The organism is Natrarchaeobius versutus (assembly GCF_041205745.1).
GTDB classification, from domain to species: domain Archaea; phylum Halobacteriota; class Halobacteria; order Halobacteriales; family Natrialbaceae; genus Natrarchaeobius; species Natrarchaeobius versutus.
Window position 1 is genome coordinate 16432 of record NZ_JBGFCC010000004.1, and the last position, 12604, is coordinate 29035.

At 63.1% G+C, this 12604-nt stretch carries 14 protein-coding genes; 5 read left to right on the forward strand and 9 right to left on the reverse strand.

The annotated features are described in order from the left end of the window. Positions 1-47: 47 nt before the first annotated feature. Complete coding sequence (locus AB7C87_RS10270) at positions 48-1136, forward strand: glutamate--cysteine ligase (protein ID WP_369729352.1); 1089 nt, start codon at positions 48-50, stop codon at positions 1134-1136. A gap of 155 nt (positions 1137-1291) precedes the next feature. On the opposite strand, the gene AB7C87_RS10275 is transcribed toward AB7C87_RS10270, so the two are convergent. After that, positions 1292-1918, reverse strand: coding sequence for an RAD55 family ATPase (locus AB7C87_RS10275; RefSeq protein ID WP_369729353.1), 627 nt, complete (start codon positions 1916-1918; stop codon positions 1292-1294). Positions 1919-2039: 121 nt separating this feature from the next. Here AB7C87_RS10275 and pyrB point away from each other — a divergent pair, with 121 nt between their 5' ends. The 4 genes from pyrB to AB7C87_RS10295 all read left to right on the forward strand — a co-directional run bounded on the left by pyrB (position 2040) and on the right by AB7C87_RS10295 (position 5997). Further along, on the forward strand, positions 2040-2972 hold the full coding sequence (gene pyrB, locus AB7C87_RS10280; protein ID WP_369729354.1) for an aspartate carbamoyltransferase: 933 nt from the start codon (positions 2040-2042) through the stop codon (positions 2970-2972). Continuing rightward, on the forward strand, positions 2965-3426 hold the full coding sequence (gene pyrI / locus AB7C87_RS10285; RefSeq protein WP_369729355.1) for an aspartate carbamoyltransferase regulatory subunit: 462 nt from the start codon (positions 2965-2967) through the stop codon (positions 3424-3426). Before pyrB ends, pyrI begins: the two co-directional genes overlap by 8 nt. Before the next feature lie 453 nt (positions 3427-3879). Further along, positions 3880-4719, forward strand: coding sequence for a hypothetical protein (locus tag AB7C87_RS10290; RefSeq protein WP_369729356.1), 840 nt, complete (start codon positions 3880-3882; stop codon positions 4717-4719). A gap of 246 nt (positions 4720-4965) precedes the next feature. Further along, positions 4966-5997, forward strand: coding sequence for a hypothetical protein (locus AB7C87_RS10295; protein ID WP_369729357.1), 1032 nt, complete (start codon positions 4966-4968; stop codon positions 5995-5997). 231 nt (positions 5998-6228) lie between these two features. On the opposite strand, the gene AB7C87_RS10300 is transcribed toward AB7C87_RS10295, so the two are convergent. The 8 genes from AB7C87_RS10300 to AB7C87_RS10335 all read right to left on the reverse strand — a co-directional run bounded on the left by AB7C87_RS10300 (position 6229) and on the right by AB7C87_RS10335 (position 12588). Continuing rightward, complete coding sequence (locus AB7C87_RS10300) at positions 6229-6861, reverse strand: DUF8593 domain-containing protein (RefSeq protein WP_369729358.1); 633 nt, start codon at positions 6859-6861, stop codon at positions 6229-6231. A gap of 120 nt (positions 6862-6981) precedes the next feature. Then, positions 6982-7146: a hypothetical protein gene (locus AB7C87_RS10305; RefSeq protein ID WP_369729359.1), complete on the reverse strand. Its 165-nt coding sequence runs from the start codon at positions 7144-7146 to the stop codon at positions 6982-6984. Positions 7147-7175: 29 nt separating this feature from the next. After that, positions 7176-7844, reverse strand: coding sequence for a helix-turn-helix domain-containing protein (locus tag AB7C87_RS10310; protein WP_369729360.1), 669 nt, complete (start codon positions 7842-7844; stop codon positions 7176-7178). A 227-nt stretch (positions 7845-8071) separates the two neighbouring features. Then, positions 8072-8887: an ABC transporter permease gene (locus tag AB7C87_RS10315; RefSeq protein WP_369729361.1), complete on the reverse strand. Its 816-nt coding sequence runs from the start codon at positions 8885-8887 to the stop codon at positions 8072-8074. Next, the gene (locus AB7C87_RS10320) at positions 8884-9825 is read right to left on the reverse strand and encodes an extracellular solute-binding protein (RefSeq protein ID WP_369729362.1); all 942 of its coding nucleotides are present in this window, start codon (positions 9823-9825) and stop codon (positions 8884-8886) included. The genes AB7C87_RS10315 and AB7C87_RS10320 overlap by 4 nt, the downstream gene beginning before the upstream one ends. Before the next feature lie 109 nt (positions 9826-9934). Next, positions 9935-10537 carry a molybdopterin-guanine dinucleotide biosynthesis protein B gene (gene mobB / locus AB7C87_RS10325; RefSeq protein ID WP_369729363.1) on the reverse strand — a complete coding sequence of 201 codons (603 nt, stop codon included), beginning with the start codon at positions 10535-10537 and terminating at the stop codon, positions 9935-9937. Then, positions 10534-11373 carry a TorD/DmsD family molecular chaperone gene (locus tag AB7C87_RS10330; RefSeq protein WP_369729364.1) on the reverse strand — a complete coding sequence of 280 codons (840 nt, stop codon included), beginning with the start codon at positions 11371-11373 and terminating at the stop codon, positions 10534-10536. The genes mobB and AB7C87_RS10330 overlap by 4 nt, the downstream gene beginning before the upstream one ends. Before the next feature lie 12 nt (positions 11374-11385). Next, positions 11386-12588, reverse strand: coding sequence for a 4Fe-4S dicluster domain-containing protein (locus AB7C87_RS10335; RefSeq protein WP_369729365.1), 1203 nt, complete (start codon positions 12586-12588; stop codon positions 11386-11388). Between the last annotated feature and the right edge of the window lie 16 nt (positions 12589-12604).

Genomic DNA, 12604 nt, shown 5'->3' on the forward strand with positions numbered 1-12604 from the left:
TGCCGACTCCAAACCGTATTTACTGTCGCGCCCGAAACCCGGAGACGATGGAACGCGGGTCGCGAGAATCGTTTACGCGTATGGGCACGTTGGGGATCGAGGAGGAGTGTTTCGTCGTCGACGAGCGAGGCCGGCCGACGAGCGGGACCGACGACCTCGTCTACGAACACGACCCGCCCGAGATCCTGCGAGACCGACTCGATCACGAACTGTTCAAGTGCGTGATCGAAACCCAGACGCCGCTGATCGAAGAGCTCGCGGATGCCCGGAACTCGCTTCTCGAGATCCGTCGGGCGCTCGACGAGCACGCTCGCGCTCACGGCTACCGAATCGCCGCCGCAGGCCTCCACCCGCTCGCGAAGTGGCGCGAACTCGATCACGCCGAAAAACCGCGGTATCGGTCACAACTCGACCGGATTCAGTACCCACAACACCGGAACACGACGGCTGGCGTCCACGTCCACGTCGGCGTCGACGACGCCGACAAGGCGGTCTGGATCGCGAACGAACTCCGGTGGTACGTGCCGATCGTCCTCGCGCTCTCGGCGAACTCGCCGTACTGGAACGGGTTCGACACGGGACTGCAGTCCGCACGCGCTAAAATCTTCGAGGCGCTTCCGAATACGGGAATGCCGACGTACTTCTCGGACTTCGAGGCGTTCGACCGCTTCGAGCGGCGGATGCTCGAGACCGACTCGATCAACGATCGGGGCGAACTCTGGTACGACGTCCGTCCGCACACGGCCCACGGAACCGTCGAACTCCGAACGCCAGACGGGCAGGCCGATCCTGAGATCGTCCTCGCGTTCGTCGAGTACGCCCACGCGCTGGTCGAAGCGCTGGCCGAAGAGTACGAGGACGGCGCAAGTGGGATGGCGCCGGACCACCGGCGTGAACTCCTCGACGAGAACAAGTGGCGCGCGATTCGCCACGGCCACGACGCCTCGGTTATCGACCGCGACCTCGAGGGAACGGTCGACCTCGGGGAGGTCGTCGACCGCGAGTGCGAGCGCCTGGGGGTCGACGGAATCAAAGACGTCTACGAGCGCGACAGCGGCGCACGCCGACAGCGGCGACTGCTCGAGGAAGCGGGAGCCGACGCGCTGTGTGAATCGCTGTTGCTCGGGGTCGAGTGACGCCGGAAAGGGGGTACGCCGGCAGGGAGTCCGTGCGTGTATGGCGCAGGTGATGATGTGGCGCCCTGCCGTATCTGACGATACCACCCCGTCGGTAATATCGGTGGTGCCAACACACGTTGGTATCGGCTCCGATGGTCGTCTCGTCGCCGATTCTAGGCGATGTCCCGGCTGGTGTCGATCGCGACCTCCTCGGTCAGTTCGAGTTTGATCGTCTCGGTCGGCTGGCTCCCGTGGCGGAACTTCGGAATCGTGAGGTGATTCTCGAGTTCGGTGCCGGCGATCCGGGTTCGCAGGTCGAACACCGCATCGACCGCGTGGTTCGTCCGGGAACGGTTTTCCGGCTCGTTTTCCCCCGAGAGACAATGTAAGACCGCGATACTGTCGGTCTCGAGCATCCGGGTTTTCAACTCGTTCAGAAATGTCACGTACTCGTCGACGTCGCTTCGCTCTAAGACGTCCATCGTATCCACGATGAGGTTCGCGCCGTCGGGGAGCGCCTTGACGAACTGCGTCGCCTCTTCGAGTGGATCGTCCGACGTGATATGTCTGATCGTCGGATTGCCGACCGACGACGGCGAGCTTTCGATCGCCTCTTCGATAGCCGACTCCGAACGCTCCGTGGTCAGATACAGCGTCCCGCGAGCCGCCGTCAGTTCGTACAGTAGCAACTCGGACTGGCTGGCGGGGCTGGCGGTGAAAGCCACGACACACCCCGGAGGCAACCCCCCACCTAGTTTCCGATCCAGTACGTCGATTCCGGTCTCGAGCCGCCCTTCCATTCGATTGTGTCCATTTGAGACAGCGCCCGCATAATTCTTTGCCTTTGATTTCGGCCCAAAAGGAAATGGGGGAGAATCGAATGGTTGGATTGAAGGGGCACGCAAGAGCGTACACGAACGAATGCGCCACGATCACCTCATCACGAGCAAACAACTCTCGCGGGCGGACGTCGAGACGGTACTCGACCGGGCTGCGGAGATCGACGCCGATCCGACCGCCGTCGAGGACCGACACGCGGGGTCGTTGCTCGGCTTGCTCTTTTTCGAGCCGAGTACGCGGACGAAGATGAGCTTCGAAACCGCGATGAAACGTCTGGGAGGCGACGTCGTCGACATGGGATCGATCGAATCCTCGAGCGTCAAGAAAGGTGAGACGCTCGCCGACACGGTCCGCGTCATCGAGGGGTACGCGGACGCGCTCGTGCTCCGCCATCCGAAACAGGGCGCGGCCACGATGGCCAGCGAGTTCGTCGACGTCCCGCTGTTGAACGCGGGTGACGGCGCGGGCCACCATCCGACGCAGACGCTCCTCGACCTCTATACGATTCGCCAGAACGCGGGGTTGGAGGACCTGACGATCGGCATCATGGGCGATCTGAAGTACGGCCGGACGGTTCACTCGCTCGCGTACGCGCTGACGAACTTCGACGCGCGCCAGCACTTCGTCAGCCCCGAGAGCCTGCGCTTGCCCCGCGAAGTCGTCTACGATCTCCACCAGGCGGGAAACGGCGCGGGCATCCGCGAACACGAGTCACTCGAGGAGGTGTTGCCGTCGCTCGACGTCCTCTACGTCACCCGGATTCAGCGCGAACGGTTCCCCGACGAAAACGAGTACCAGAAGGTCGCAGGCGAGTATCAGATCGACCTCGAGACGCTCGAGGCGGCCGACGACGACCTGACGGTGATGCATCCGCTTCCACGCGTCGACGAAATCGCGCCCGAGATCGACGACACCGAGTACGCGGCGTACTTCGAGCAGGCGCACAACGGGGTGCCGGTTCGGATGGCGTTGCTCGATCTCTTGTTGTCGAACGGAGGTGACGACGATGAGTGAGGATCACCAGCTTCGGGTGAGCAAGATCAAAAGCGGGACCGTCATCGATCACGTCGTCGGCGGGCAGGCGCTCAACGTTCTCGCGATCCTCGGGATCGACGGGAGCGAGGGTGAGGAGGTCTCAGTCGGGATAAACGTCCCCTCGGATCGACTGGCGCGAAAGGACATCGTCAAGGTCGAAAGCCGGGAACTCAGCCAGGACGAGGTCGACGTCCTCTCGTTGATCGCGCCGGATGCGACGATCAACATCGTCCGCGATTACGACGTCATCGAGAAACACCGAGTCGATCGCCCCGACGTCGTCGAGGACGTCCTCTCCTGTCCGAACCCGGACTGTATTACGGCCGGTGGCGAGCCGGTCACCTCGCGGTTCGAGGTTCTCGAGGACGGCGTTCGGTGTTCGTACTGCGGTACGATCGTCCGCGAGTCGATCGCTGACCTCATCGACACCTGAGACGGATTGCTGTACCGACGTCCCGGCGGTGAGTCGAACCGTGTGAGACGAGTCTCGGTGGAGGAGTGCAGCGAGTCCACCGTTGCAACCGCCGCGCGGGTCGCGGTTGGGCCGGAACTGACTGACAGTAACCCGTCTGAAACGGCCTCCGCTTGTCAGTTCATCGTGGTCGCGCGCCGTCTAGTGAATTTCCCGATCGATCGGGACGACAGTCCGTCCGAGCTGACTCATCTTCGTTTCTAGAGATATATCCAGAATATCTAAGTGGTAACCAGTCCTAGGGACAGTCGTATATGTCCCGTATTGTCAAGATACTGGTCGCCCTGGTCGTTATCGCCGTTCTCGTGAAGGTCGCGATGAGCCTCACGTCGGACGTCGAGGAGATCGAGTACGAACCGGTGCAATAGCACAGTCAACCGAACGTCTTACGGCGGCGGCGTCGTACCCCAAGCTATGTACGGCGTCGTCACGCGCAACGAAGAAGAGGTCCGATGGCCGGAGTTCGACCGCGGATTCTACGAAGTCAAGGACGTGACCGGGCGGTCCGCCGAACCGATCGACGATGGAGTGAACATGGTCTCGTGTTTCGGCGACAATGCCGCCTCCGACGCCGACCCGTCGCTCGTCCCCGTCGACGATCTCGGACGGCCCGCGACGCGTGATCGGTCGTACTTCGACTGGGATTACGTCTGTCCCTCCCGGATGGACTACCGCGAGGGCTTGCTCGAGGTGATCGACGACTGCGCCGCCGCGAACGAGGACGTCCGACTCGACGACGTCGGGTTCCCGCGAGCCGAGTACTGTCACTGTGGGATCTGCGAGCGGTCGTTCGAAGAAAGCGAGTACGACGACCGCTTCGAGTGGCGCGCGAGCGTCATCACGGAGTTCGTCGCCGAGGCCGCCGATCGAATCCCCGGTCGCGTCTACCTCACGCTGTATCCCGATCCCTATCCCGGCCACCTCTACGAGCGAGCCGGGATCGATCTCGAGGCGATCTCCGAGTACGTCGACGAGTTCGTCGTTCCCCTGTACGATACGGCCTACGGGACGACCTACTGGCTCGAGACGATCGCCAGGGGATTCGAGAGCGCACTCGACACGCCGTTCAGCATCGAGTTGTACGCGGTGAACGTGGACGTCGACGATCTGATTCACGCACTCGAGGTCGCGGGAGCGTACGGGAACGGTGTCTTCTTCGGATACGACGCGTCCAACGCTCGCGCGGCGATTCGGCGAAAACGGGCCGACGAACGGGAGGGAGTCACCCACGGCGAGCCGGATTCTCAATCCTAACCGGAGCTTTCTCTGGCGTTCGACCGATTTGTGTGTGATTACTTCTGGTCGAGACGCTGTTCGTGACGTCCCAACGACCGGTATTTCGACTGCCCGAACCGTTTCAGTCGGTTGGTTGCGTGCTTCCGATCGCAACCGACGACGGCCTTTATTGCGCTCTCGGTTCCCGACGACGACGGCGGTTCGTACTCGAGCCGGAGCGGTCATCGGCGACGTCGATGGCCGGTCTCTCGAACGAGATACACAATGACAGACCAGTACTCGGAGACGGATTCGACCGAACGGATGCAACGAACGACCATGAACCAGGGTCAGCAGGCGATCTCACAACTCCTCGACGTCCAGCGAAACATGGCGGAGATGACTCTCAGCGCGATGAAGTGGCAAGATACCGCACAGCGCCAGGGAGTGGAGATGACGAGATCCATGATGGGGACGTTCCCGGGCCAGCAGTTCACCCAGTCGATGCTCGAGACCTATCTCGAAGGGATGCAGGCGATGGTCCCCGAGATGGAGCGAGCGATGGAAGAGGGGATGCAGGCCGCCACCCAATCCGGCCAGCAGTCGGGAATGCAACGCGGTCAGCGGATGGGGGCGACCGACCAGCGGTCAGGACCGCGCCAATCGCAGGGACGCCGATCTTCCGCCAAACAGGGCGGTCGCCGACGGGAGATGACCGATCGATCGACGCCGGAACGGGAACGGACGGCGCCTCGAGCGGGACGTTCTGCGCCGCCACAGAGCCGACAACAGTACCGGGATGACGAACCGATGGCCCCACAGCACGCCAGGGGCGGCGAAGATCCGATGCCGGCGAACGAGAGCGGCCGACGACGATCCACGGAGCGACGGGGGCCGCCTCGAGAGGCAGAATCCGACCGATCGGACCGTGGTGGGTACGAGCACCGAGGCGGAGGTGAGTATCCCCAGACCGGCGAGTGGATCGACCGACAGGAACGCGTCGATGCAGACGACGGCGGGCCATCGGATCGTCCGGGACGTGCGGAGGGAAGGCGGCGGGAACGCGACACTCGAGATCCATCACAACAGTCGCGCCGTCGCCAACCTGAACGGTCCGAACGGGAACAGTACTCCGGTCGCGGGGGCCAACGCGGACGGGAGCCACCCCAGGTAGCCGAAGGAGCTGACCGGCGTCGAGAGTACGAAGGAAACCGGGAGGACCGCGACGAGCCGAGGTCCGAAGACGAACCGGGAGAACAACGAGACGAACGCCGCGACCACGAGACGGAAGAGCCTACCGCCGAAGATCGGGAGTAGCCGCCTGGGGCCACCGGAGAATACGGGTCGACCACGATTGTCGTCTCGAGCGACCGACCCTTTGTGCGGCGACGAACTCGGTTTCGCACAATCGTCTTCCTCGAACGACGACTCCGTACTCGAGAACGAGCGACGGCGTGCACTCTCCGGAGAACTGAAAAGCCATAGCGGACGGTGACAGAACGCGATTTTCGTTCGGTCGGGACGACTCGAGGGAGCCTCCAGCAGTCGTTATCGGGTGTCGTCGCCGATTATTTCGTCATCATCGTCGTCATCGTCGCTCATCAGCCCCTCGTCGTCGTCGTCACCGATGAGGTCGTCGTCATCGTCGCCCATCAGTCCGTCGTCGTCATCGTCACCGATGAGATCGTCGTCATCGTCGCCCATCATCCCCTCGTCGTCATCGATGTCGGTCCCGTGGTCACGGTCGCGTGCTCGGCCCGGATCGTCCCCGCCGATCATGTCGTGATCGTCGTCGTCACCGATGAGATCGTCGTCATCGTCGCCCATCAGTCCCTCGTCGTCGTGCATTTCGGATTCGCGACCTGTGTCGGTCGTTCCAGCGGTGCCCGCACCGACGTCCGTCGTCCGGTCGTGTGATCCGGCCCCGCCGCCGGGACCGGAGAGTTCGCTCTCGAGGCGGACTTCGTCCGTGGTCACTTCCGCCACGGATTCCTCCTGAAGTGGATAGGCGTCGTCGTCGGTTCCACCCCATCCGAGTTTCGCCTTGATCGTATCCGTCAGCCCGGGATTGGGTTCGACGTGTGCCGTTCCGTGTTCGACGTTCGCGACGATCCCGACTTCTTCTCCTTCGGCGTTGATCACGGTCTTGCCGATGTCGTCGTCGGTAAACTGTGGAGACATTACGCTATCACCGACGGCAAAGACGACCAAGACGGTGGTGCTTGCGCAGGCTTGCGGGCGTTTCGACACCGAGGGGTTCGCGATCTCAGTACGACGTCGTGTGGATTGAACTCGAGTTGATTATCCGGACGGCGACGGCGGTTCCCGAAAGTGCCTCGAGCGACTCGAGTAGTCGATCGCGGCGTAGAATGCGCTCGGAGTCGAGACGGAAGACGTCGTGATCGTGAGGCCGTCGGAGAACGGGTCGCGAATCGCGGGCGCGTCGAAAAACAGGTCGCGGATCATCGTCGACCGACCCAGCGGAAACCGCCGCGCTAGTCAGAGGGCAATGGCGGAGCAGTGGCTTCTTCCTCGGTCACGTTGAGTTCCGACGTGACGAGCGCTCGGTACGCACGTCGAAGACGCTCGGACAGCGCCTGATGGGAGATATCGAGTTCGTCGGAGAGTTCCTGCATCGAGACCTCCCGGGGAATCTCGAAGTAGCCGTGGTCGATCGCGGCGACCAGCGTCTCGTACTGACGCGTGGTGAGTCCACACTGCGTTCGACTCTCCTCGGCGAGGCCGAACAGCCGGACGATCGTCGGTGATACGTCGTCGTCCACAAGTCGATCGTACAGCGTACTCACGTTCTCGCGGTCGATCACGCGAACGCTCAACAGCCACGACCCGTTGGATGCGGACGCGCTCAACACCGTTCCACCCTCCTCGAGGACGACCTCGAAGGGGTCGACCGTCTCCGGATCGAATTCGATATCGTAGAGGTGGCGTTCCTCCTCGCTCGTGATACACGAGTACGACCCGATCGCGGACGTCTCCGTTAGCGCGTCTTCGATCTCCGACCGGGTCGCTCCCGACAACCACAGCCCGTGTCCGCTCGAGGCGATCACGCGTTCCATCTCACACGTCAGCGAGGGAATCGCCTCGAACAGCTCGCCCAATCCGGTTCCGTCGGCCGGGATCTCGATGTCTGCGATGGATGTCATGATTTCGATACACGCTACAGCAAGGACGGCAATAACCCCACTTCCAAAGAGATTAGCGACGCCGATAGCGACTATCGACTCACTAGAACAGTTAGTTCTTTCGACCAGTCAAGATTGAGTTATTGTCCGGACTGATACAGTTTGACAGTAGACTGTTTGAAACGATCGAAACACTGACCGCACGATAGCTGTGCGATCGAGTGCGAAGTCCAGTAGCGACGACACTGTCACCGACCGGCGGGTCGCCAGACGAGTAGCTGTACGACGGCGACGACCGCAACGGTGATCCCGACGAGCGTGAGCGTCGCCGGGACGATCGCCTCCGTGCCACGGGAGACGAACGTAACCCAGATTCGCGTCGGCACGGTCCGCGGATTGTACGCTATCATCATCGTCGCTCCGAACTCGCCGACCGCTCTGACGAAGGTGAGGACGATTCCGGCGGCGATCGCGTTTCGAGCGAGCGGTAACGAGACCCGTCGCGCCGTCTCGAGCGGACCGTATCCCATCGTTCGGGCGGCTTCCTCCAGGCGCCGGTCGACGTCGTCGAACCCTGCTCTCGCCGTGATGACGAGAAACGGTGCCGCGACGAACGTCTGGGCGAGGATCACGCCGAGTCGGCTGTCGGTGAGCGACACTCCGAGCATCGCGGCCGCCGCGCCGATCGGCGTGAACCGACCGACGACGGTCAACAACACGGCGCCACCGACGATCGGCGGCAACACGAGCGGGATCAAGACGGCCGCTTCGACCAGGCGCTTGCCACGGAACCGGCGCCGGGAGAGTACGTAGGCGAGTGGCACCCCGAACACCGTCGCGATCGCGGTCGAAACCGGTGCCGTCAGGAGCGACGTCGCGATGGCATCCCGCATCGCCGGCTTCCCGAGTTCGCCGAGTACGTCGGCCGATCCCGCCTGAGCGAGGAAGACGACGAACGGAACGACGAAGTACGCGAGCAACACCGCTCCCAGGAGTGCCGGTATCACGGTCCCTGCCCGCCGCGAGCGACCGCCCCGCTCGAGCGCGGAGATGGCCCGGCTCACGGAACGATCCCCTCCGGAACCGCACCGTAACGTCGTGGGATCGGAGCCGGGACGCGAAACCCTGCCTCCTCGAGTAACGCCGTCCGCTCGAGTAAAAACGAGACGAAGCGTTCACCGATCTCCACCGCGTCGGCGCCGGTCGGGACCGTGGCGTTGTAGACGACCGGGGATCCAGGAATTGTCCGTCCCGTCGAAGTCGTATGCGTCGCGCGTGCGTATTCGTCCTCGTACGCTGGGTTTCCGAAGCTGTAGACGTCTGGAAGCGACAGCGACGGGAGCCCGCGATCGGCGGCCATATTTCGGTAGGCGATCGCGCAGGCTCTAGCACCGGCGTCGACGCCGCCGAGTAGCTGTCCGTCCCCGCCGTCGACCCGGACGCGTTCGGTCATCGTCTCGAGAAATCCGGGGACGTCGTGTTCGCGTTCGGCGAGTTCGAACAGGTGAAGCGCCCGATAGCCGAGCGGGCTCCGGTCTGGGTCGCCGATTCCGACCGCGCCCGCATCGGCGTCCCGGAGGACCTCATACCAGCGATCACCGGCCTCGAGGCGCGTCCCGAGTTCGGTATCTAGAGCGTAGACGATCACGAGTTCGTTCGTCGCGAACTCGACGTCCCAGCCGATGCGGTCGGGCGAAAGTCGATCGCGTACGAGCCCAGGGTCGACGCCGATCACGACGTCCGGGTGTATTCGCCCTTCCTCGACCATCCGGGTCAACGCGTTCGTCCCGTGGTACTCGCCGTCGACCCGGATCCCCGTTTCCGACTCGAACGCCGGACCGATCTGTTCCTCGAGGGCGACGGTGAGACTCGTCGCCGCGAGCACCTGGATCCGCTCTCTGCCCGAGAGACAGCCCGCTATCCCCGACAGCCCCGCGGCCGACCCGGCGATCGCTCCGAGAACCGATCGTCGGCCACGATGGGACGACCCACCTTCGCTCATTGGTTGCTCTTCGAACTCGGGGGTAATATAACTACTTTCGGTTCCAAATTCCAAGATGAGTAATCTATATTGGTTTCTAAAAGCCACTGATCGTCCGATTCGCTTCCGTCTACGAATCGGCGTAATCGAACGCGGTTTCGCTCCCGACACCGTCGTTCGCGCCCCTTCCGCCCTCGAGTGTGCGGATCGCCTCGACCAGTTCGTCGACGCCGTCTTCCGCGTAACCGAGGATCTGCCCGTCGACGTCGGAGGGGGTGCGGTCGTCGACGACGATCGTCGGAAGCGCGAGTTCGGCGAACCCTTCGACGACGACCGTGTCGTAGCCCCGTCGCTCCAGACGGTCGAGCGTGCGTTCGAGCGCTCGTCGTTCGCGATCGTCCACACCCGGGTCGCGTTCCACGCTCGAGGGACCGATTCCGTCCACGCTCGAGGCATTCGACCTGCCGCTCGAGTTACCCGGACGCGGTGGCAGATCTCGCTTTCCGCGCGTGCTGACGTCGAACGTCAACTCGGGGGTGATCCCGACGACGGTTTCAGCGCCGGCGGCCCGATGCCGATAGGTGTCGGTCCCCGGGGTATCGATCTCGACGTCGTGGTGGATCGATTTGACGGTCGCGACGCGGTCATCACGCTCCGTGAGCCGCGGGACCAGCGATTCGACGAGCGTGGTCTTGCCGGAGTCGCTCGAGCCGACGAGTCGAACGACTTTCATCCGTCGGGTCGTGGTGCATTCGGGATGGTCGACGGCTCCTGTCCCGGCATCGATGAGATACCACAGCCGTTACAGCGGAAGTCACCTTCCTCGTCGCCGCCGAGAAACTGTTCCGTCGGTGCCGGAGGCGTCTCGGGAAACACCGACGGCTCGACGTCGAAGCGCTTCGCGTCGGCCGCGACCAGTTCGTCGACGGTCGCGGCGAGTTCCCGGTAGAACCCCCCAGCTACGCCGTCGTCGACCGTTTCACGGAATCTCGGAACCCAGCGACCGAGGTGATCCTCGAGAAAACTCGCCTGAGCCGACTCGAGGACGTCGATCCCCGTTTCGTCTTCCGTTTCGTACAGGTACGCCGTCTGCAACGCGAGGTGCGAGCAGAACTCGAGTTCGAGACAGAGGTGGTCCGACCGGTCCCGGTACCCGTCTCGCTTCTCGAGGCCGAACGCACCGTAGAATCCGGAGAGGTCGGCCAGCGTATCCGTGCTGGTCAACACCGTTCCCGGACTGTACTCGATCTCGTACAGTGAGATCTCTCCCCCGTTCTCGAAGCCAAAACGGGCCGCGTACTCGTCGGTAAGCGAGTCAATCTCCTCGCTGTCGGACGGACATCGGTCCGCGACGGCCTCGGCGCGTTCGACCAGCCGGGATCGATCGGATGGCTCGGTTCCGGCGGTGCCGTCAGCCGCTTCGGTCTCGAGGGCGCGGGCCGACTCGAGCAGTTGCCGTTCGAACTCGCCGCACTCGAAGGCCTCGATCAGTTGCTCGTCGGGTCGATCGAAGCCGAGTGACGCGAGTTTGTACAGCCGTGCGCGGTGAACGTGTTCGGTTTTTATCATCGATCTCTCCTCTTAGGTGACGTCGAGTCGGTAGACGTCGTTCGCCGCGTCGAACGTGTCGCGTTCGTATTGCGGTTCCTCCATCGGGACGCGAGCGACGGTCGAGCCACTTTCGTCGTAGCCGATCGCCTCCTCGTCGGTCACTTCGAACTCCTCGATGCGCCACTCGGTCGATCCCATCAGGTGCAACAGCCCGCGAAGATCGCGGTGTTCCTCGCGGCCCTGCATCGCCTCGCGGTACGTTTCGACGGCCTCCTCGACGCCGGGACCGAACATCTGGAACAGATAGTCCGTCGGGACGTTGATCGGCGGCACGTAGTAGACGTTCGGCTCTAAGCCGAGTTGCGGATACAGCGGCAGTGCGACCCGCTTTTCGTGGACGAGAAAGTCGACCGGGTTCGTGGGGTCGTAGTCGTCCCGTGGGTTGATCCAGCCGTGCTGGCGGATCTTGCCGAGACAGTTCTCGAAACACTGGGGAACGAGCCCTTCCTCGATTTTGGGGTAACAGCCGACGCACTTCTGGGACTGTTGTTCGACGGGGTTGTAGACGGACTTTCCGTACGGACAGGCCCGGACACACTCCTGAAGCGCCTCACAGCTGTCCTCGTCGATGAGGACGATGCCGTCCTCGGAGCGCTTGTAGACCGCTTGGACCGGACAGCCACCGGCACAGGCCGCGAACGTACAGTGGTTGCAGATGCGGGGAAGGTAGAAAAACCACATCGGATGCGGGTTCTCCTCGAAGTGCGTATCGGCTTCGAGATCTTCGCCGGCAGGCTCGTCCTCCCCGAGGTTCGGGTACGCCCAGTCCTCGCTATCGGGGTTGTAGCCCTCGATGTCCTCGCCGTGGAAGTTCTGTGGGTCGTCGTCGATCAGCATGTCCTCCCAGTCGGCGTCGTTGGCCTCGAAGATGGTGTCGCCTTCGTAGACCGGTTCGCCGTCGTCCTCGCCCCACTCCTGGTAGCCGAGTCGCTCGAGGATCTCGACGTCCCAGCCGACGGGGTGAGAGCCGTAGGGTTTGGTCTCGACGTTGTTCCAGAACATGTGCTCTTGGCCCTCGCCGTGGGTCCACGTGGTCTTACACGAGAGCGTACACGTCTGGCACGCGATACACTTGTTGATGTCGAACACTGCACCCCACTGCCGGTCCGGTCGGGACTCGGCGTAGGGGAACTCCATCTCTCGGCCGATCTGCCAGTTGTAAACTTCTGCCATTGGTTGTCACCTGGTG